Origin of the sequence: Microcoleus sp. MOSTC5 (genome assembly GCF_036701825.1) — a bacterium.
Taxonomy (GTDB): domain Bacteria; phylum Cyanobacteriota; class Cyanobacteriia; order Cyanobacteriales; family Microcoleaceae; genus Microcoleus; species Microcoleus asticus.
Map to the genome: position 1 here is coordinate 25753 of NZ_JAUBRK010000018.1, position 21826 is coordinate 47578.

Sequence of the window (21826 nt, forward strand, 5' to 3'; positions counted from 1 at the left end):
CAAATAGGGATACAAGCCCCCGATAGCAGTCGTGGAGACCAAAAAATTTTAGACAAAAGTTCAAACCAGCCAGATTTATCTGTGGAGTCAATCTAAAATCTCGAATATCCAATCGACTGGCGGCAGCCGCAGAACTAAGTTTACCAGGCATTTTCGCCGCCCGCGCTAGGGCGCTGAGTGCTAATTTAATCAGGAGACTTGCATGAGTGGCGATCGACCGCCTTGGTTTAAAATTGCATTACAGGTTCGGGTATCTGTCATTCCGTCAATTTTGCCCCGCGTTTTGCTGTGCGGCGGCTTTGGAGTTTTTATTTCCCTGCTGCACTTTTTTAACTTGCCCGTTTCCATGCCGACTTTGTCGAGTATTGTACCCAGTATTGTGCTGGGTCTACTGTTAGTTTTTCGGACAAATACAGCCTACGACAGATTTTGGGAAGGTCGAAAATTTTGGGGTACTTTAATCAACAACGTCCGCAATTTGGCGCGCCAAATCTGGGTAGCAATTGAGGAAAAAGACCCGCAGGATATCGAACTAAAAAAGTCAGCCCTGCGCCTGTTACCTGCCTTTGCAGTGGCGATGAAACTGCACTTGCGGCAAGAATCAGTAAATCCCGAATTGGAGCCGTTAATGTCCCCAGCGCAGTACCAAAATCTCAAATCGATGAACAATCCCCCGCTAGAAATTGCCTTTTGGATTGAGGATTACTTGCACGAGCAGTACGAACGCAATTGCCTCGATGTCTATCAGTTAACTGGTATGAAGGAGTTGATCAACTCTATGATTGATGTATTAGGCGGCTGCGAGCGGATTTTGAAGACGCCTATCCCTTTGGCTTACGCGATTCACCTGAAACAACTATTGTTGCTTTACTGTTTGGCACTGCCCTTTCAGATGGTGAACGATTTGGCTTGGGGAACCGGCCCAGTTGTAGCTTTAATTAGTTTTACTTTGTTCGGCATCGAAGAAATCGGCATTGAAATAGAAAATCCCTTCGAACACGATACCAATGATTTGCCTTTGGACAGCATTTGTGCTACCATGCAGCGCAATATCGACGATTTAATTTCTTTATGTCCTAGCATTCACGATCGCGTGAAAGATAAGTAGAGTCATTCCATTTTAGATTTTAGATTTTAGATTTTAGATTGGTATATAAAATCTAAAATCTATAACCTACGGGTTAATTTTTAACAATAAACCGCATTAATCCAGCCAATACTAAAAATACAGGCGTCAGCCAATCTCCCCACCGCACGTACAAAGTCCGAGTTTGCCGCCGATAAATAGTAGCATCTCGGACTTCATAAGTATTAATTCCCGACTTCCAAATAGTCTCGCCGCGAGGATTTACAAAAGCAGAATAACCCGTATTAGTTGCGATAACTGCCCATCTATCCGTTTCAATTGCCCGCATCACATCGAGAGCGTGATGCTGAGCCAGCATCGGCGGTTTGTAATGGGCATTGTTGGAAGCTGTGAGCATAAATTCGCCTCCATTCGCCGCCTGATATCGGAAAATTTCCGCAAACGCCGAATCGTAACAAATTCCGACAATGGCGCGGCCAAACGGGGTATCAAACAATTGTTTAGAATTGCCGGGTACTAAATGAGCATCTAAGGGAGAAAGCCGATTAATAATCCCGCCTAAAATTTCGTAAAAAGGGATATATTCGCCTAAAGGCACTAGCTTTAGTTTATCGTAGCGGCCGATAATTTCTCCCGTGCGATCGATCGCCAATAAGCTGTTAGTGATACTATTGTCTTGCTGTCCGAATCCTCCAATCCAAGCCACCACACCGCGTTCGAGAATAGCTTGATAAAAGGAAAGAGTAGAACGTTGATACTCGTTTGTCCAGATAAAAGGCAAAGCTGTCTCTGGAATTAACACAGCATCGACTTTTCTGTCTGCTAACTGTTTGTATCCAGTGGTGTAACCTTCCAAAGCGCGCCGCCAACCCCCTGAGTCAAACTTAATCTCGTTAGGAATATTGCCTTGAATAATGCCAATTTTTAAAGCGGTTGCAGCTTCTTGATTCAAAGGGCGGTTGTATAAACTCCAGCCTGCAATATGCAAAACTAAACACAGAATCGCAGGTAAAATATAAGGAATCCAATTCTTCCTTCTTCCTTCTTCCTTCTTCCTTCTTCCTTCAATAAAAGCTTCTGCGATTAAGCCATTTACTGCTACAATTGCCGCTGTGACTGCGCTGGGCCCGGAAAGTTGACCGAGGTGCAATATTGCTAAATTGTGCGGGCTTTGCGTGTAAGATAGTGATGTCCACCACAGGGAACCTGTACTCCAAATACTTTCTAAGGCGCACCACAAAGCTGTGCCAATTACAACGCGAGTTAACGCTGAAAATTGAGCTTTACCCCCCCCAGCCCCCCCTTGTAAAGGGGGGGAGTTAAGAAGAATAAGATCAGAGCTACCCCCCCCAGCCCCCCCTTGTAAAGGGGGGGAGTTAAGAAGAATAATTGAATTTTTCCCTGGTAAACTGAGGGAGTTGAGAATTACAAATAGCCACGCCCAAACGGCGACTAATGCGGCTCCCCAGAGGGTGATGAATGCCCAGCAAAAAAGTGCGATCGCCAAACTCGGCCACCAAGGAACTCCCAACCAAGTCATCGGGTGAATTCCCATAATCCAAGATAAAGCTAATCCGTGATAGCCAATTCCCCAGAGTAAAGGAAGAAGCAAAAATGAATCAGGAAGGACAATAAATTTTGGTTTTTTTTGTGTTATTATTGGTCGTTCATAACTAACAACCAAAACCCAGAGGGGAACTAGGGCTACCCAAGCGAACAGCCAAGCATTTACTGGTGCGGTTGTCAGTGCCATCAAAATGCCGCTAAAAAATGCGATCGCCCAGGCTAATGTTTTAGATTTATCAACCGCGAGTTTTTCAAATTTGTGCCTGTTAAATATCGCCACTTTGATGATTGCCAAAAATAATAATTCTTAATCAATATATCAGATCGATCGGGAAGTTCGGCAAGGCGCAGTGTATGGGATTTAACGGATTTAACCGATTTAACCGAAAAAAATCTCTCAAATTCTACTTGCCAAAACAAAAAGCGCCCCTATTTCTAGGAGCGCTTTTTGTTAATCAAAAGCTAAATTTAGCCGTTGATGGAAGGAGCAACCATTGCTACTGGGGTGACTTCACCGGCGGCCAAGTCGAGGGGGAAGTTGTGAGCGTTGCGCTCGTGCATTACTTCCATACCCAAGTTAGCGCGGTTGATCACATCAGCCCAAGTGTTGATGACGCGACCTTGCGAGTCGATAACCGATTGGTTGAAGTTGAAACCGTTGAGGTTGAAGGCCATCGTGGAAATACCCAAAGCGGTTAACCAGATACCGACAACTGGCCATGCACCTAAAAAGAAGTGCAAAGAACGGCTGTTGTTAAAGCTCGCGTATTGGAAGATCAAACGACCGAAGTAGCCGTGGGCTGCGACGATGTTGTAGGTTTCTTCTTCTTGACCGAATTTGTAACCGTTGTTTTGCGATTCGGTTTCGGTTGTCTCGCGAACCAAAGAAGAGGTAACTAAAGAACCGTGCATTGCAGAGAACAAAGAACCGCCGAAGACACCAGCTACTCCCAACATATGGAAGGGGTGCATCAGGATGTTGTGCTCGGCTTGGAACACGATCATGAAGTTGAATGTGCCGGAGATACCCAAGGGCATACCGTCAGAAAAGCTGCCTTGTCCGATCGGATAAATCAAGAATACTGCGGTAGCAGACGCCACAGGTGCAGAGTAGGCTACGCAAATCCAAGGACGCATTCCTAAGCGGTAGCTCAGTTCCCACTGACGGCCCATGTAGCAAAAAATGCCGATGAGGAAGTGGAAAACTACGAGCTGGTAAGGGCCGCCGTTGTACAGCCACTCATCGAGGGAAGCAGCTTCCCAGATGGGGTAGAAGTGAAGCCCGATCGCATTCGAGGAAGGAACAACAGCACCAGTAATAATGTTGTTGCCGTACATCAATGAACCTGAAACTGGTTCGCGGATGCCGTCGATGTCCACTGGAGGAGCAGCGATGAAGGCGATGATGTAGCAAATGGTGGCTGTCAGCAGAGTAGGAATCATCAGAGTCCCGAACCAACCCACATAAATGCGGTTATCCGTGCTAGTTACCCACTCGCAGTAACGTTCCCAAACGTTGGCGTTTTCACGACGCTGTAAGGTTGTTGTCATTTGGTTTATGATTGCTTAATTGAATTTTCAAGGTTCGTTGTGGGGATGCCCCACGCTTATATTAGTAACATCATTCACTAAAGTTTGCCAAGGGATTAGTGGTTACTATTTAAATATTTTACAAACATTTACAAAAGCTGAATTTTGAGTAAATTTGTGTGGTTTTTTACAAAGTAATATTACACGCCGAACGGGTTAAATATAGCGGACTGAAGAACTGAATGTATTATATTTATGTGGGTTCAGGAGTGTGAAAAATTATTTTTGTTCAGAGCAATCCTCTTTCTATTTAAAGATATCTTAATTAGGTATTGAAGAGATTATTTTTAATATTTATTCACAGATCGCTGGTGGATGCGGTGAGCGTAAATTTTTATTGGGAGAATAGTAAAAACCGGGTTTCTAGTGCGATCGGGCTGCATTCTCAATAATCTCCAATCTACCGGGTTTATTGACGAAAAAGAAACCCGGTTTCTGAAGCGCTGGGCAATAGAAATCAACCGGGTTTCTGAGGATGAGTCCGCAAGTTCTGCGTAAAACTTAGCCTTTAGCCTGGGGGCCACTTCATCTGCCGCCCGCCGAGAATGTGAAGGTGCAGGTGGTCTACAGTTTGGCCGCCGTCGCTGCCGCTATTAATGACGACGCGATAGCCGTTGCTAAGTCCGAGTTGTTCTGCTACCCGTTTGACAGTCAGCAGCAAGTGTCCCATGAGAGCATGATCTTCCGACTCGGCATCGGCTAATTTGGCAATAGGCTGTTTGGGAATGACGAGGATGTGGACGGGTGCTTGCGGATGGATATCTCTGAACGCGAGGGCCAAGTCGTCCTCATAAACGATGTCTGCTGGAATCTCTTTGCGGATGATTTTGCTGAAAAGCGTTTCTTGAGTTGTCATGGGTGTTAACGAAGGAAGAAGGAAGTTCGGCAACGGATTCTGTAACGGATGTAACGGATGTAACGGATGTAACGGATGTAACGGATGTAACGGATGTCGGGAAGAGGGAAGACGCAGCAGGAGAGAAGGAAGAAGAGAAAAGGAAGAGGCAAGAAAAGTTTTTCTTGCCTCTCCCGATATTCATTAGTCATTGTTAATCATAATAGATGATGAATCAAGGACAGGCAAATTAAGGATAAAGAAAAATGCTTGCTAGGGTTTGGAGTGCATCGATCGTAGGAATTGACGCGGTAAAGGTTGGTGTTGAGGCTGATGTGTCGGGGGGGCTACCGAAAATTGTGGTTGTGGGGTTGCCGGATTCTGCGGTGCAAGAAGCTAAGGAAAGGGTTAGGGCTACGCTGAAAAATTCGGGATATGCTTTTCCGATGCGGAGTATTGTGATTAATTTGACTCCGGCGGATTTGCGGAAGGAGGGGCCGAGTTTTGATTTGCCGATCGCCATTGGGATTTTGGCAGCATCGGAACAAGTCAGCGCTGAACTTTTGGGAGATTATTTGTTTTTAGGGGAACTTTCTTTAGATGGGAGTTTGCGACCTGTGGCTGGGGTTTTGCCGATCGCCGCTGCTGCTCAAAAAATGGGTATTTCGGGGTTGGTTGTACCGGCTGGTAACGCGCAGGAAGCGGCTTTGGTGCACGGAATATCTGTTTATGGTTTTGAGAATATTTTTGCAGTTACTGATTTTTTGAACAATCCTGAAGCTTATTCGCCTGTAGAAGTAAACGGTCGAAAAGAGTTAGCTAAAACGCGGTTTTCGGGTTTAGATTTAAAGGATGTAAAGGGGCAAATTCACGCGCGGCGGGCTTTGGAAATTGCGGCGGCGGGGGGACACAATTTAATTTTTGTGGGGCCGCCAGGGAGCGGTAAGACTATGTTGGCGAGGCGTTTGCCGGGTATTTTGCCGCCGCTGACTTTTGAGGAAGCTTTGGATGTAACTCAAATTCATTCGGTGGCGGGGTTGTTGAAGGATAAGGGAAGTTTGGTGAGCGATCGGCCTTTTCGCAGTCCTCACCATTCGGCATCTGGCCCTTCTTTGGTAGGTGGCGGCAGTTTTCCGCGTCCGGGTGAAATTTCTTTAGCACATCGCGGCATTCTTTTTTTGGATGAATTAACTGAGTTTAAAAGAGATGTTTTGGAGTTTTTGCGTCAACCGCTGGAAGACGGTTATGTGACGATTTCTCGAACTAGACAATCGGTGATGTTTCCGGCGCAATTCACATTAGTTGCGAGTACGAATCCTTGCGCTTGCGGTTATTACGGCGACTCGATTCAACAGTGTACTTGTTCGCCGCAAAAGAGGGAGCAATATTGGGCTAAACTTTCGGGGCCTTTGATGGATCGGATTGATTTGCAAGTGGCGGTTAATCGTTTGAAACCCGAAGAAATTACGCGACAGCCGACGGGGGAGGAGTCGGAACCGGTGCGGGTGAGGGTGCAGCGGGCGCGAGAGCTCGCTACTCGCCGTTTTCAGTCGGAATCTAATTTGCGCTGCAATGCGGAGATGCAAAGCAGTCACATTAACAAATGGTGTCAGTTGGATGATGCTTCTCGGAATTTATTGGAGATGGCGATTCGGAAGTTGGGGCTGTCGGCGAGGGCTAGCGATCGAATTTTGAAGGTTGCTAGAACTATTGCCGATTTGTCGGGGGATGAAAGCTTGAAAACGAATCATGTGGGAGAGGCGGTTCAGTATCGGACGATCGATCGGATGCAGTAAGGCGGAGGTGCGATCGTTTTTCAAGTCGTAAGTTGATATATTGCAGGTCGATATTTTGCTTCGGGAATGGGTTTTCCGGCAGTTGTTGCAGCTTCCAGCCCTGCTGTTTTAGCAATCTGTAGTTCCTGCAAAGCTGATTCTGGGGTTTCGCCAAAAGCGGAATTGCTCCTTCATCTAGCAACTTGACAAGAAATAGTCGCGATACATTCAGGATATCCGCAGCTTGCTGCGTCGTCTGTTGGCGATTGTGCAGAATATCAAGCAAATACATGGGAAACAGAAGACAATCATTAAATACAACAGCAAGTTTAGCCCTATTAAAAAGTGAATTAATCCTATTCCTCGTATAAACCAGCTTCTTCAGTCATTTCGATGAGCTTATCTAATAGTTTACGGCGCTTTCTATCGCGATGTTCTTGATAAATCATTGTTGCTGGCAATGGTTGACCTTCAGCTTGGCAACTTTCGATTAGTAACTCTATTACCTCTCGCGCATTGTAGATAGCTTCTTCATAAGAATTTCCGTGAGTTACTGGTTGCATTACATCCTCAAATTCAGGCAAAAACACGATAAAGCATCGATCTTCTTCTGACCATTGGATAACAACTATATATTTCATGGTTCTGAAGTTTCGGGTTGAAATTATAGTCCTGGACACCCTAGCCCACAAAGAAACCGGGTTTTTTAACTCTTATTGAGGGTTTTAAGCAAGTATTGTGGTTAAAAAACCCGGTTTCTGGCTACCCGTGCGCATTCAAGCGGCAAAAGCCAATAAGCCTGAAACTACCGTCAGCCAAGAGTTTTAGAGAAGCATTATCCACTTCCAAGCTGGGAGTGGATGACTTTTTCAGTCAGCAAGGCAGTTTGCCATAACGCTAGGCACGGGTAAGCTCTGAGGTAAGCGATCTCAGTTCCGTAATACTTTGCTAAATCTGGGTTACAGCCTACCGAAATAGTAGGGAGATTGCAAGACCCCTGTTCCCCTTATCTAAGAAAAGGTCAGATCTCCTAATGTTACTCGCATAAATTTTGCTTTTCCCCATTTTTTTTGCATATATGCTATAATCGGTTTATGTTTTATAGCATATATGAGAAAATAGCGTCATGACAGATAGCATACATGATTTTCCGTCCGACCTGGGGCAGACTCTAGCTGAGCTGAGAAACGCAGCAGGTAAGACGCAGACTGATATCGCTGGAAATCTCAAAATAGATCAAAGCCGTGTCTCGCGTATCGAGAAAGGGACTGTCAGTCCCACTCAAAGCGAGATTGATGGATATTTAAGTGCTATTGGAACAGATGATGCAAAGGTTTATCACGAGTTTCTGAAGCTGCGTTGGATACATTTAAATAGGCCGTCTTTCAGGCATCCACAGCGAGAAGAACTGTGTAAAGCTGAGACTTCTTTGCAAAAGCTGGAAAATTTCAAATCTCAGTCGAAGGTGTTGAAGCAGCAGCTAAATGAAGCTCAGTTATATGGTGATACGCTACTGCGTGAGGCAAAATATCTTAGCGATCTCAATCACTCCCTTGCCTTCGTTGGGAAAGTTGGTATTGGTAAGACAACAGCCATTTGCAAGCTAACAGGACTTGTTAATCCCCAAGAGCCAAAATTCAATCGAAAAAGTGTTCTTGCAACAGGCAAAGGCAGAACAACTGCTTGTGAAGTTCATATCCGGCCTCGGAACAAATTTGGGCTAGTTGTTCATCCTTTTTCGGAAGATGAGATAAATAAAGTAATTGAGGACTTTTGGGCAGTTTGGAAAAATAGCACTGAAGAAGATGCAGAGAATAAAAGAACAGATGTTTCTTGGGAAATAGAGCGTGCGCTCCGTAACATGACTAAGTTAGTTAGTGAGAATGAGGAAAGTGATGATCCTTTGGTAGATCTAGTGAAGGAATGCGAAAATCTAGCTACTTTCCGAACAGAAATTTTTGAACTGCTGAAACTTTCGGAAAAGAAACAACAAGAATTCTGGTTTGATGAAACGTCCGAACAGACAAATCGCGAAAATATTCAGAAGAAGTTTAAGGATATTAACTATAGCTTAGACAACGAGTTACCCTTGCCACAACGAATTGATGTTTTTGTTCCCGATAATTTTTTTCTGTTTTCCCCCTACGAATTAGAACTTGTTGATACAAGAGGAGTAGATGTAGAAGGTACAGCGAAAGGAACGGTTATTAGACAGGATTTGATTGACTACCTAGACGATCCACGTACTCTAACTGTTTTATGTTGTAAGTTCGACGATGCACCAGGGGATCTGATATATAGTCTCATCGATAAGCTAAGTGAAACCCGCGAAGAAGCATTTAAAGAGCGGGTCATTATCCTTATTCTACCCCACAATGATGATGCTCTCGAAACAACAGATAATGCTGGCAACGAAATAGAAACAGAAGAAGAGGCATACAAGCAGAAGCACAGTGAAGTTCAAAGAAAGCTAAGAAAGCTACAGCAAAAGAGCAATGAAGTGCTCAAGATGCCCATCTTCTTCTTTAACGCTAGCTCAGAAGGTCCCGTGCAGGTTGCAGAATTACTAAATAAGCCGCTAGAAACCTTGCGATTGACCCATGTTAAACCTCTCCTAGAGGCTGTAGATGCCCTTGATGTTCTAATTAAAGACATAGAAGAAAAAAACGCACGGGAGGCTCGCAAAAATGTCATCGCAGCTTTAAAGATTTTCTTGGAACAAAATCCGAAACTTCCGCTTTCAGCACGGAAAGTAGAAGATGAATACCTAATGGAAGAAATGAGCAAAGCACATCCACGTAAAGTATTAGCAACTGTTCGTCGTTGTGGCAGCTTGGATAGTCTTAATGTTTATGTTCTTCTTAGTAATGGAGCTAGAAATATTGCTTGGTACAGTAGCAATAAGCCTTTCTTTGAATTAATGGGTATCACAAATAATCTGCTTGGCAATTCAGACCTAAAACCCGCACACAATTTCTTGAGACAAATTAAAACGAATTGGAGTGTGTGGCGTGAAGATTTCATTAAGTATGCTGAACAAACTGGCAAGCAAGTATTTCAATTTCAACTTGAATACTATTTCAGTTGGGCAGAGTGTGCTGCTATGTACGGTCAAGGGGGCAAATTTCGCGATCGGGTTACCGAAAAACTTGAACAGTGGTTTAATGCACCTGAACAACAGCACTTGCATGATCTCTTAAAAAACCGCATCGAAAAAGCATGGCAGGAGAAAGTTTTAGAGCAGTTGAGTAATCTAACAGATGAGGACATAGAAGCTGAATAAAATGGCATTAATCAGGGGTATCGGAAGGTGTTCTAGATATCCCTGAAAATGAAGCGAAGGAAGCTGCTGCTACAGTCTCCGCGCCCGATCGAATTCGATACCTAGATACCTTCAATCTCCTGCGGCGTCCAAGCTGGTGTTATCAGTCACTAGGTAATTAGAGCAACGCAGTCCCGTGCTGCTTTACCAGATGGCCTAAAGCGTGCAGAATCTTCTGTTTCGATCGACTCATCTGCCAATTTTCAGTCTCTGCGGACGATCGGTCTACGGACTATGTGTCACATATCTGGAAAGTTCGATCGCCCCAAATTCCCCATCCCGACTGAAGACCGATGCCTCGCAGAGGTACAATAGGACGATCGCATTCCCCAACTCCCACCGTGATAGAGCGCTACACTTTGCCCGAAATGGGCAACATCTGGACTGAAACCGCCAAGCTTAAAAGCTGGCTGCAAGTAGAAATCGCTGTCTGCGAAGCTCAAGCCGAACTCGGCTACATCCCCGCCGCCGCAGTCGAAGAAATCAAAGCAAAGGCTAATTTTGACCCCAAACGAGTCCTCGAAATTGAAGCCGAAGTCCGCCACGACATGATCGCCTTCTTGACAAATGTCAACGAATATGTAGGCGATGCCGGCCGCTACATTCACCTCGGCTTAACCAGTTCCGACGTGCTCGATACTGCTTTGGCGCTGCAATTAGTCGCCAGCGTCAATATTTTGTTAGAACGTGTCGAAGAATTGAGTCAAGCTATTCGCTATCAGGCTCAACAGCATCGCAATACCGTCATGGTTGGCCGATCGCACGGAATTCACGCCGAACCCATCACCTTTGGCTTTAAACTAGCAGGATGGCTGGCAGAAGTCTTTCGCAGCCGCGCCCGATTAGTGAATTTGCGATCGTCCATTGCAGTCGGCAAAATCTCCGGCGCAGTCGGAACCTATGCTAATATTGACCCGCGAATTGAAGCGATCGCCTGTCAAAACCTCGGACTCGAACCCGATTGTGCATCGACTCAAGTCATTTCGCGCGATCGACACGCCGAATACGTCCAAACCTTAGCACTCTTAGCAGCATCGATCGAGCGTTTTGCAGTAGAAATCCGCAACCTGCAACGCACCGACGTTCTCGAAGTCGAAGAATTCTTTGCCAAAGGGCAAAAAGGCTCATCCGCCATGCCCCACAAACGCAACCCGATTCGATCGGAAAGACTCACAGGGATGGCAAGAATCGTCCGCGCCAACGCCGTCGCAGCCTTAGAAAACGTAGCGCTTTGGCACGAACGAGACATCTCTCACAGTTCCGTAGAACGGATGATTTTGCCCGACAGTTCTACAGTAACTCACTTCATGTTAGTAGAAACCACAGACTTAGTAAAACACCTGCTAGTCTATCCCGAAAATATGAAGCGAAACATGAACCTTTACGGCGGAGTCATCTTCAGCCAGCGCGTGATGTTAGCCTTAGTAGAAAAAGGCACCAGTCGCGAAGACGCCTACAAAATTGTGCAATCTTGTGCTCACGAAGCTTGGAACAAACCGGGCGGCAATTTCTACAATTTAATTGCCAAGGACGATCGGGTAACAGCTAAGATGACGACCAAAGAAATTGATGATTGTTTCGATCCGCAGTATCAATTGAGGCACTTAGATTTAGTGTATCAGCGGTTGGGAATTTGAGGACAATTAACAATTAAAAATGACTCAGAGAGAGAGAAGAGAGCGAGCGTTCTCGCGCTTGTCCGACAGTCCGTCGGGGGTTGAAACCCCCGTCTTATAGCTAAAGTCGGTTGAAACCGACTGAAAGACTCACCAGATAAAATTTTTAGAGAAATATTTTAGTCCTCTTCAGAGGACTTTAGCTATGAGACAGGGGTTTCAACCCCTGTCGGTCTGGGTGGCTGGCAGACAACACGAAAAGCGCGAAAATTCCCCAAAATATCCAATGTAAAAACTCTATTAAATATCCACTTAACAGAGCTATGAAATTAAACCGATTTACAAAATATTTAATTGTATTCGCTCTAATATTACTGTCTACAACCACACTAAATTATACAACATCGATTCGCGCCCAGGAGCCGCCACAAGTGCAAATTCCCCAACCAGAATCAAACCCAGTAGTACCTGAAAGTATTTTCATGAGTCAACTTCCCCGTTCGGCGCGACTGGTTGACATCCGCACCGTAAATCCCAACATTCGCCTCGATATCCGATACGCCACTACTAACAATTTCTTAAAAAGAAAACTTTACCCTATATCGAAATGCGCTTTGAGAAGTTCTGTTGCTCAAAAGTTAGGGCTAGTTCAAACAGATTTGGAAAAAATCGGATTGGGTTTGAAAGTTTACGATTGCTACCGACCTTTCTCTGTGACTAAGCAAATGTGGCAAGCTTGGCCTGATCCGCGCTATGTTGCTAATCCTGCTAGGGGTTCGCGGCACAATCGCGGTGCTGCTATTGATTTGACTTTAGTCGATCGCACCGGCAAAGAATTAGAAATGCCTACACCTTACGATGATTTTACCGAAAAAGCTCACGGAGATTATCAAGGCGGCAGCGCGGAATCTCGGAAAAATCGTCAAATGCTTAAGAATGCGATGAAAAAACACGGATTTATCGGTATCACAACAGAATGGTGGCACTTTGATTCGGAAGATTGGCAGAAATTTGCGATTCTTGATATATCACTTGCCGAGATTCCTTAATTATACTATTTATTAAAAATGGCAGCTTCTGGTAGGACACGGCACTGCTGTGTCCCTACAAATATCAGGAAATTTATCGCAATTTAACCGAAAATTCGTATTCGTATCCCCGGAAATTAGAGTCTAATTGTAATGTGTAATTGCCAGTAACAGGGATTTTTCCAGTCCATTCTGTTTCATTGCCTTGATAAGGATCTCCGACTAAAAGTTTGCCACCAGGAGTTATAATTTGCGGGAAAACCTCTTTTCGAGTCCTAACAGTCATTGTTTGACCTTTTCTGGCGCGAATCCGGTAAGAGTGACTGCCGCCGCCGATGATTCGACCTTTGACGATCGCCTCATTTCCTCCCGGCAGAAAATTAATCTGCTGGTTGACGTTAGAACAACTGCTTTCGGTGCGGTTTTTGGCAATCCAACCGGGCGGATCGGTAATTCGCAGCCAACCGTTTTGTTCTTCGGCAACTGAAACAAAGGTATTATTTTTAAGTTTTCCTACTATTTTGCTGCCCCTTACTTGCGGGTTCGATCGCACATTTAGCGGTGGATTCGGATCGCTGACTACAGCCATAGTGATTTTGCAACCCGAATTTGGCGGTGTGACAACTACTGGCTCAACTTTTCGCGGAGAGACTCCTGCAACTCGCGAGGATTGAAGTGCTGGAGTTTTGGCTGCTTGAGATTGAGATGGGGGAGATTCTGCAGCTTGGGTTTGTGCTGGCAGAGGTTCTGGTTGCCGAGATTCAGGGTTGTTCGTCTCCCCTGCAATCTGGTTTCTGGTGGATGCCGGGGATTCTGCAAGGGGAGGATTGGATTCTTTCATCGCACCCGACTGTATAGTTGCAGCAGCCACTCCCACCGCTGTTGCCAGTCCTGCTAAGCTTACCGTGATGATTTGAGCTTTCGTAAATGACATAAAAAACCCTCTCTGTATCTATATTGATAATTTTTATTTGGGAGTTGGGGCGATCGCCAGTTAATTTATAGTGGAAATACCTAGTGCGGGCCACAGGGTAAGGATTTTTAGATAAAATTTCAGAGCCATAATTGTCGCAATAATTTGAGTCAATATATACTGGACACCTATACTGATGGTAATCTTGCTCTGGGTTATTTGCGCGCCAATTTACGAAAGTAAGCGTTCAGCGCGAGGTACATAAAATGTCAAAATTGATTCCTCTGAGATTACAACCGCCCCGCGATCGATTGTTGGAGGAGGTGAAGCAGGAAGTCCAAGCAGGACGATCGCAGTCTTTGCACGCTGCTGTGCTGGCTAACCTCAGCCAAGACTCGCAGCCTCTTGGTGTTAACCGCTGTTGGGATGTGGAAGTGAAAGCGGGCAACCGTCCGAGTTTTCGGCTTTCTCCCAAAGCAAGCGTTGCTAAAGTTTTCGATCGCACAGGCGGCAAATTGGTAATTTTGGGAGCGACGGGTGCAGGCAAAACTACGACGCTGCTAGAATTAGCTCGGGTGTTAGTTTCCCGCGCCCAAAAAGATGCTAGTTTGCCAGTACCAGTGCTGTTTGAACTCGGATCGTGGAAAGCAGAATCCGGGGCGATCGCAGATTGGTTAATCGCTCAACTTCAGTTTAAATACGGCATCTCTCCTGCTGTCGGCAAAAAATGGCTTGCCGAACAAAAATTGCTGCCTCTCCTCGACGGCTTGGACGAAGTAGAAACACACCGCCAAAATATCTGCATTCAAGCAATCAATCAATTTGTTGAAAGCGAATTTAAACCCAAACATTTAGTAGCTTGCAGCAGTTTTGAAGCTTACAAAAACTGCGATACTAGATTTCGCCTGCAAGCAGCGGTTTTATTGAAACCTTTAACAGAAACTCAAATTCACAATTATTTACTAGAAGCCAGAAGCCGCGAACTTTGGTACAGCATTGAGCGCGAGCCGGAGTTGTTGAAATTGGCAAAAGTTCCCTTGCTTTTGAGCATGATGGCTCTGGCTTACGACGATATTTTAATTGAAGCTTGGAAGCGCATAACTTCCGCAGAAGAACAGCGCAAATATCTGTTAACTGCTTATATTCGCCACCAAATGACCGGGCAAGTCAAGCAGTATCCCAGAGGTAAGGAACTGCGGCCCGAACAAATTCGCCACTGGCTGGGATGGTTGGCGAGAAGGATGGAACAGCAAGGAATTCAAGAATTTTACCTCGATCGCATACCGTCTAGCTGGCTGCAAACAGACGAGGAACGGCGCAAGTATCAGTTTGGAGTTAAGCTACTTGGCGGGCTGATTTGGGTGATTTTGGGATTAATTGCCAGCCTAGTCTCCGGGTCGATTTGGGGGTTGATTGCGGGTGCTGTTGCTGCGGTAATTAGTGCTTTGTTGCCGGGAATTCCGGGGATTGAAAGTTTTATATTGCGCCTCGTGCTGTGGTCTAACGGCTACATTCCTTGGGATTACAGGCGTTTTCTCGATGCTGCGACCGATCGCCTTTTGCTGCAAAAAACGGGCGATCGGCGCTATCGATTTATTCACGATTTATTGCAAAAACATTTTGCTGAAATTAGTCATTAGCGGGACTTAAATAAGTTTCAAGCCCAAACAGAGCATCGAACTAGCTTTATAAGCAGAGAATACGTCCCAATTTTGATTCAGCCATAACACACAAACCGAAAACATATTGCTGTGCGAAACGCTGAGAGCGCATCAGTAAAGCTGTTTAAAGGTTTATTTGCCCACCTGGGTCTTAATCCTCCAGTTAAGGTATGCCAGAGAATGAAAGTGTAGGCACAAAACGTAAGGATTCAGGTATCTGAAACGTAGTCACAGAAGGACTTCTATAATTCAAGCATTCGCTAAATCAACAGCTTAATTCTCAAGAGGTACGAAAATCAAAGCTTTCATAGTTTCTTAATAAGAATGTATATTTGACCCTTATTCGATCAAATGGTTACAGCGTATAGGTTTTACTGCTTTTTACCTGACCTGAATCCTTACCACAAAACACCAAAATTAAAGGCTTCCGAGGACTGCGTTTATCTCTGGCTTGGTATTCTTTTAGTCCTAACAGTCACGAGAGCTTCTCTATAGCACGTCTCAATGAGTTGTGCAACTTAAGAGAATGGTAATATACTAACTAAAACTAAAAATTATATGGTGAGAGGTAAAGAGATATCAATTGATGAAATCTAGGATATAAAAGGAAAGCTCCTGGAGTTACAATAATTTTTTGATAACAATAGAGATGTGATAAAATGGAATAGAGGATAACCCGTTAGATTAATCTTGTTAAGAGGAAGTTATCAAGAAATCCCAAAAAAATTAGGAATTTCAATAAATACGAGGCTTTTGCACAAATCATTTAAACGTGCTATCTAACGACTAAGGTTCGCCAAGTTGACTTGGGTATACAACAGCAGAATTGTGCAAAATAAAATTACTCTTTTTTTTTTCTTGACTAATCCCTAGCATTTATTGTAAAATGGAGTCAATACTTTTTCTAAAGCTATCTGTTAAGCTCATATTTTTTAGCTTAACTTATATCTCTAACGACTAATGACCCATTAAGTATAAAGCGATGAAGTTATTTTTGTGGAAAAAATTACAAAAGTTACTCCACTATTTTTTTATCTTGTTACTTTGCTATTTTTGCTTCCAACTTGCGGTTTTTGCAGTTACGGCAAATTCAACCCCTCAAGCATTAGTTTCGCAGGAAATTCGATACTCTTTACCAGCCAATTATCATGTTGTCGCTGTGCAAGGAAATATAGCTCAAAGAGATTCCCAAACTACTACCCAAAAATGGCGGTCGCGACTTGATAATACTTCTAGTAGAACATTTTTGTTATTATCAGGAATTGTTATAATTTTTTATATTTGTTTATTACTTGCGCTTTTAAGGTTCAACACCGAGGATATATCTACTACTCGTAATTCATTGGTAAGCACAATCTATAAAATTGTAAAACATCGGTTTTCAATTAGTTTAGGGCTGTTTGTTGTTGCTTGTTATTTTGTATTTTTAATCAACTTAGGTGTAGCACCTGTTCAGATGTGGGATGAATCGCGGCGAGCGGTTAACGCCTTAGAAATGGCTTTTAACGGCAACTTACTTGTCACCTATTTTAACGGAAATCCCGATATGTGGGGGACTAAACCACCCCTATTAATTTGGATGATAGTATTGTCTATGAAAAATTTCGGATATAACGAATTTGCGCTCCGGTTGCCATCAGCATTATCTGCTATGAGTACAGCTATTATAATTTTTATATTTGCTACTAAATACTTGAAAGATCTCAAAATAGGTTTGGTAAGTGGGTTGGTATTAATAACAAGTTCTGGTTTTATGGGTTATCACACAGGAAGAACCGGAGATTATGATGCCATACTTGTGCTTTGGATTACTATTTATTCACTCTCATACTTTATTTATTTGCACTCCACTGAACCAAAAAAACAAAATTTTTATTGGTCAATAGCAACGGTTGCAATAATTTTAGCAGTTTTGACAAAAGGCGTAGCGGGTATTCTTCCATTACCGGGTATTCTTCTCTATACTGCTTATCAAAAGAAAATGGGAAAATTACTATTTTCCTCTCGATTTTATATTTCAGTTATTCTTTTTAGCGGAGTGGTATTAGGCTACTATTTTTTAAGAGAGCATTATAACCCTGGATATATTAGTGCTGTGTTCAATAATGAAGTGGGTGGGAGATATTTAGAAGTTAACGAAAATCACAGTGCTTCATTTTTGTTTTATATAAATAACCTAATAAAAGACAGATTTATTCCTTGGATTTATGTGCTACCTGTTGCTTTGTTGAGCGGTATCTTCAGCCTAAAAAAAAATCTGAAAAACATTGGAATTTTTGGGCTTTTCTACTTAACCTGCCATTTGTTAATAATTTCTTATTCAAAAACTAAGCTTTACTGGTATGATAACCCTCTTTATCCTATAGCTGCCCTAGTTATTGGTGTAGGGATATCTGAAATTTTCAATTCGCTGAACAATTATTTCTCTATTAACGCTTTGAAGCGTCAGTTAATCTTTGCTTTAACTGTAATATCTATTTTCTCTATTCCTTATTTTAATACTACCTATAACTTAGTTTACAAGCAAGAAATACTAAGTTTTGACCAATACAATCCTCTCATAAGGTATAGAGATTACTTTCAAGAGGTTTTCAAGGATATGCCACAACTAAACAATTTTACAGCAGTAAGCAATAACTATAATGCTCACTTAGTTTTTTACTCAAAGTTAGCGAATATTACCAGAAAAAAATATTCAATATTATACCTAGTTGAATATGGTCACAAAAATAAGAATTATAAGTTTAGTCCGCCGGAAGTTATTGTAACTTGCGAGGCTGAAATCACACAAAAACTTGCCCGACGCTACCAATTAAAGTTATTACACAGTAAGGATTTTTGCTCTACATTTGTTATTGAAAAAGTTAGAAATTAAGCTAGGAACCCACAATCGCTTTTAATTTTAAATTTGAGTGAGAATACAAGAATGAGATTCGGGCAAATGTGGCGTTAACGGTACTTAAACAAAATTCTAGCCCACACAGAGCATCGAACTAGCTTTATAAGCAGAGAATACGTCCCAATTTTGGTTCAATCATAACACACAAACCGAAAAGATATTGCTGTGCTAAACGCTGATAGCGCATCAGTAAAGCTGTTTAAAGGTTTATTTGCCCACCTGGGCCTTAATCCTCCAGTTAAGGTATGCTAGAGAATGAAAGTGTAGGCACAAAACACCAAAATTAAATGCCTCCGACGACTGCGTTTATATCTGATTTGATATTCTGTTAGTCCTAACCTAAAAAACTGTAAGGCTTCTCGCCTTGCTATCTACTAACCAAACCCGCAATACCTTAGCATCTAAATAATTTCTCGCTTTAGCAGCTAAGTGACCGAAAGTTGGTTCGGGTGAAATAATTTCTATGACTAATTCTGGGACTACAGGACAGGCTTCATCTTGATTCCAGTCTGGAGATAAGCGTTGGTAAGAAACATATAAAAGGTCTGGTACTGGCACCCAATCTCGCCCCAGTCTGGTTAATCTTACCGCCCATTCTACACCTATTTCGCCCCGTTCCTCACCCCACTGTTCGAGGAGTTTTATTAGGCTTCTGGTGAGGCGAGAATGAAATTTTTTAGGTGAAATCTTCGGTACTGCTTGCTCGTCAATAAATTCGTAGGTAATATCGCCTTCTCCTTCGGGAAGAGCGAGAAACTCTTCCAGAGTTAGCTCAGTTTTTGTCTGGAGCATAATATTCCTCTGCTGTGGGCAGGCAAGTTAGTATTATTTTAACTTAAATATTCATTGACATAATACAAATGTTATGATAATGATTGGCAAAATGTCAGGTTTTAACTGTCAAATTTGCGATCGACTCCTAGATCGACACCCCCAAAAGGTTAAGATTCTAGTCTGACCCTCCTGCAATCATTGCTTCACCTCCTATGGCAGAAACCTTATTGTTCAACGCCCTCCGCGAGGCGTTAGACGAAGAAATGGCCCGCGACTCCGCCGTATTCGTACTCGGCGAAGACGTAGGTCAATACGGCGGTTCCTATAAAGTCACCAAAGACCTCTACAACAAATACGGCGAACTTAGAGTGCTCGACACCCCGATCGCCGAAAATAGCTTTACAGGCATGGCAGTAGGCGCAGCAATGACGGGACTGCGGCCGATCATCGAAGGCATGAACATGGGTTTTTTGCTGCTGGCCTTCAACCAAATTTCCAACAACGCCGGAATGCTGCGCTACACCTCCGGCGGCAACTTCAAAATGCCAATGGTAATTCGCGGGCCAGGCGGCGTGGGCCGGCAACTCGGCGCGGAACACTCCCAACGCTTAGAAGCATATTTCCAAGCTGTACCGGGTTTGAAAATAGTCGCCTGTTCGACTCCCTACAACGCCAAAGGACTCTTAAAATCAGCCATCCGCGACGATAACCCGGTTCTGTTTTTCGAGCACGTCCTTCTTTACAACCTCAAAGAAAATTTGCCAGAAACAGAATATTTAGTGCCGCTGGACAAAGCAGAAATCGTGCGATCGGGCAAAGATGTCACCATCCTGACATATTCCCGGATGCGGCACCACGTCTTGCAAGCGGTGCCCGCACTGGTAAAAGAAGGTTACGATCCAGAAGTAATCGACCTAATTTCTCTCAAACCCCTGGACATGGAGACGATCGGCGAATCCATTCGCAAAACTCACAAAGTAATTATTGTAGAGGAGTGCATGAAAACAGGAGGCATCGGTGCCGAACTAATTGCTTCGATTAGCGATCGATTTTTTGACGAACTCGACGCACCGGTTTTGCGCCTGTCTTCACAAGATATTCCCACACCTTACAACGGCAATTTGGAAAGACTGACAATTGTCCAGCCCACTCAAATTGTCGAAGCAGTCCAAAAAATGGTAGCTTTGCGAGTATAAATAGTGATTAGTCAGTAGTCATTGGTTGACTGTTGACTGTTGACTGATGACTGTTGACGGATGACTGATGACCGATGACTGTTGACTAAAATCTGCCAACCGCCAACTGCCAACTGACAACTGCCAACTGACCAATGACTAATAATTAAATATGCAAAAACAACGTTCCATATTAGCCCTAATTTTTGTTTTAATCATCGCCGCCATTACTGTAATAGTAACAATTCCGACGCGGCTGGGATTAGACTTGCAAGGAGGGTCGCAACTCACAATTCAGGTAAAAACTACCCCCACAATTCCCAAAATTGACCAGGGAATGTTAGAAGCAGTGCGGCGGATTGTCGAAAACCGGGTTAACGGTTTGGGAGTTTCCGAAGCATTAGTCCAAACAGTAGGAGAAGACCAAATTCTCGTGCAGTTGCCCGGAGTAAATGACCCGCAGCAAGCAGAACGAGTTTTGGGAGGCACGGCAAAGCTAGAATTTAAGGAACAACTGCCCGGGACAGAAACACAATTAGCCATTGAGAGACAGTTGCAGCAGGAATTGCTGCTCAAACAAACAGAATTAAAAACTAGCAAAAATGAGGCAGCCATTCAAGAAAATCAGGCTGCTTTGAAAAGAAGCAATGAGGCGATCGCCAAACTCTTCAAAAGCAGCGGACTCGGTGGCGAAAACCTCAAAGACGCTCAACCTCAACCCTTGTCGGCTGGGAACAACTGGAACGTTGCTCTTGTTTTCGATACCCCAGGAGGCGAACTATTTGCCCAACTCACTAAAAATTTAGCAGGCACCGGACGCAGTATCGGCATTTTCCTAGACGAAAGAATGATCAGTTCTCCAGTCGTCGGCGTTGAATTTGCCCAGGCAGGAATTACTGGTGGGAGTGCCGTAATTCAAGGCAACTTTACAACGCAAGAAGCCAACGATTTAGCAGTGCAATTGCGGGGTGGCGCTTTGCCTGTGCCGGTCGAAATTGTAGAAAACCGCACGATCGGGGCTAGCTTGGGTAAAGACAGCATTCAAAGCAGTATTAACGCAGGTATCGGCGGCTTAGTTTTAGTCTTGATTTTCATGATTGCCTACTATCGACTCCCCGGCGTAATTGCCAATATTGCTTTGTTAATTTATGCTCTGTTAACTTGGGCAGCTTTCGTGCTTTTGGGAGTGACATTAACGCTGCCGGGTATTGCTGGTTTCGTGCTCAGCATCGGGATGGCCGTGGATGCTAACGTGCTGATTTTTGAGCGCACGCGGGAAGAGTTACGGGCCGGAAAAACGCTTTATCGATCGGTCGAATCTGGTTTTTACCGCGCTTTTTCCAGCATTTTAGACGGCAACGTCACAACAGTTATTGCTTGTGCTGCTTTGTTCTGGTTGGGCGCTGGTTTAGTTAAAGGGTTTGCTGTAACTCTGGCATTGGGCGTAGTAGTGAGTATGTTTACTGCTATTACTTGCAGCCGCACTCTACTTTTGGTAGTGTTGGGCTTTCCGGCCCTGCGAAAACCTCAGTGGTTCTGTCCAGATTTGTCGAAAACTGCTAATAGTTAACTGTTGACAGTTAAC

16 protein-coding genes and 2 pseudogenes are annotated in these 21826 nt (G+C 43.9%); 10 read left to right on the forward strand and 8 right to left on the reverse strand.

Annotated features, from left to right (window positions below; genetic code table 11):
- Positions 1–202 precede the first annotated feature (202 nt).
- Complete coding sequence (locus tag QUA54_RS12040) at positions 203–1108, forward strand: bestrophin family ion channel (RefSeq protein ID WP_333414813.1); 906 nt, start codon at positions 203–205, stop codon at positions 1106–1108.
- Between the two features lie 73 nt (positions 1109–1181).
- Here QUA54_RS12040 and lnt read toward each other — a convergent pair whose 3' ends face one another.
- From lnt to QUA54_RS12055, 3 genes are all read right to left on the reverse strand, one after another.
- The gene (gene lnt, locus QUA54_RS12045) at positions 1182–2933 is read right to left on the reverse strand and encodes an apolipoprotein N-acyltransferase (protein ID WP_445301551.1); all 1752 of its coding nucleotides are present in this window, start codon (positions 2931–2933) and stop codon (positions 1182–1184) included.
- A 188-nt stretch (positions 2934–3121) separates the two neighbouring features.
- Positions 3122–4204, reverse strand: coding sequence for a photosystem II q(b) protein (psbA, locus tag QUA54_RS12050; protein ID WP_333414814.1), 1083 nt, complete (start codon positions 4202–4204; stop codon positions 3122–3124).
- Between the two features lie 547 nt (positions 4205–4751).
- Complete coding sequence (locus QUA54_RS12055) at positions 4752–5099, reverse strand: histidine triad nucleotide-binding protein (protein WP_172188364.1); 348 nt, start codon at positions 5097–5099, stop codon at positions 4752–4754.
- Positions 5100–5101: 2 nt separating this feature from the next.
- Between QUA54_RS12055 and QUA54_RS12060 the strand changes: the two genes are divergently transcribed.
- Together QUA54_RS12060 and QUA54_RS12065 are read left to right on the forward strand one after the other, a co-directional pair.
- The gene (locus tag QUA54_RS12060; protein WP_333414815.1) at positions 5102–5296 is read left to right on the forward strand and encodes a hypothetical protein; all 195 of its coding nucleotides are present in this window, start codon (positions 5102–5104) and stop codon (positions 5294–5296) included.
- Positions 5297–5344: 48 nt separating this feature from the next.
- The gene (locus QUA54_RS12065) at positions 5345–6874 is read left to right on the forward strand and encodes a YifB family Mg chelatase-like AAA ATPase (RefSeq protein ID WP_333414816.1); all 1530 of its coding nucleotides are present in this window, start codon (positions 5345–5347) and stop codon (positions 6872–6874) included.
- Positions 6875–7209: 335 nt separating this feature from the next.
- Here the strand turns inward: QUA54_RS12065 and QUA54_RS12070 are convergent, their stop codons facing one another.
- Positions 7210–7494 (reverse strand): type II toxin-antitoxin system HicB family antitoxin, encoded by a 285-nt coding sequence (locus QUA54_RS12070; RefSeq protein ID WP_333414817.1) that lies wholly within the window; start codon positions 7492–7494, stop codon positions 7210–7212.
- Positions 7495–7979: 485 nt separating this feature from the next.
- Between QUA54_RS12070 and QUA54_RS12075 the strand changes: the two genes are divergently transcribed.
- From QUA54_RS12075 to QUA54_RS12085, 3 genes are all read left to right on the forward strand, one after another.
- Positions 7980–10136, forward strand: coding sequence for a helix-turn-helix transcriptional regulator (locus QUA54_RS12075; protein WP_333414818.1), 2157 nt, complete (start codon positions 7980–7982; stop codon positions 10134–10136).
- A gap of 380 nt (positions 10137–10516) precedes the next feature.
- Positions 10517–11812: an adenylosuccinate lyase gene (gene purB / locus QUA54_RS12080; RefSeq protein ID WP_333414876.1), complete on the forward strand. Its 1296-nt coding sequence runs from the start codon at positions 10517–10519 to the stop codon at positions 11810–11812.
- Between the two features lie 302 nt (positions 11813–12114).
- Complete coding sequence (locus QUA54_RS12085; RefSeq protein WP_333414819.1) at positions 12115–12840, forward strand: M15 family metallopeptidase; 726 nt, start codon at positions 12115–12117, stop codon at positions 12838–12840.
- 73 nt (positions 12841–12913) lie between these two features.
- Here the strand turns inward: QUA54_RS12085 and QUA54_RS12090 are convergent, their stop codons facing one another.
- The gene (locus QUA54_RS12090) at positions 12914–13753 is read right to left on the reverse strand and encodes an SH3 domain-containing protein (protein ID WP_333414820.1); all 840 of its coding nucleotides are present in this window, start codon (positions 13751–13753) and stop codon (positions 12914–12916) included.
- 245 nt (positions 13754–13998) lie between these two features.
- Between QUA54_RS12090 and QUA54_RS12095 the strand changes: the two genes are divergently transcribed.
- Positions 13999–15372, forward strand: a complete 1374-nt coding sequence (locus QUA54_RS12095) for an NACHT domain-containing protein (RefSeq protein WP_333414821.1) — start codon at positions 13999–14001, stop codon at positions 15370–15372.
- 6 nt (positions 15373–15378) lie between these two features.
- Here the strand turns inward: QUA54_RS12095 and QUA54_RS12100 are convergent.
- Positions 15379–15602, reverse strand: a pseudogene (locus tag QUA54_RS12100) (hypothetical protein); the annotation flags it as partial.
- 773 nt (positions 15603–16375) lie between these two features.
- Between QUA54_RS12100 and QUA54_RS12105 the strand changes: the two are divergent.
- Positions 16376–18268: a glycosyltransferase family 39 protein gene (locus QUA54_RS12105; protein ID WP_333414822.1), complete on the forward strand. Its 1893-nt coding sequence runs from the start codon at positions 16376–16378 to the stop codon at positions 18266–18268.
- Positions 18269–18364: 96 nt separating this feature from the next.
- Here QUA54_RS12105 and QUA54_RS12110 read toward each other — a convergent pair.
- Positions 18365–18630, reverse strand: a pseudogene (locus tag QUA54_RS12110) (IS701 family transposase); the annotation flags it as partial.
- Position 18631: 1 nt separating this feature from the next.
- Positions 18632–19084, reverse strand: a complete 453-nt coding sequence (locus QUA54_RS12115) for a Uma2 family endonuclease (protein ID WP_333414823.1) — start codon at positions 19082–19084, stop codon at positions 18632–18634.
- 194 nt (positions 19085–19278) lie between these two features.
- On the opposite strand from QUA54_RS12115, the gene QUA54_RS12120 reads away from it, so the two are divergent.
- On the forward strand, positions 19279–20262 hold the full coding sequence (locus tag QUA54_RS12120; RefSeq protein WP_333025386.1) for an alpha-ketoacid dehydrogenase subunit beta: 984 nt from the start codon (positions 19279–19281) through the stop codon (positions 20260–20262).
- A gap of 151 nt (positions 20263–20413) precedes the next feature.
- A complete protein-coding gene (gene secD, locus QUA54_RS12125; RefSeq protein WP_333414824.1) occupies positions 20414–21811 on the forward strand; it encodes a protein translocase subunit SecD in 1398 nt (465 codons plus the stop codon).
- Positions 21812–21826 lie beyond the last annotated feature (15 nt).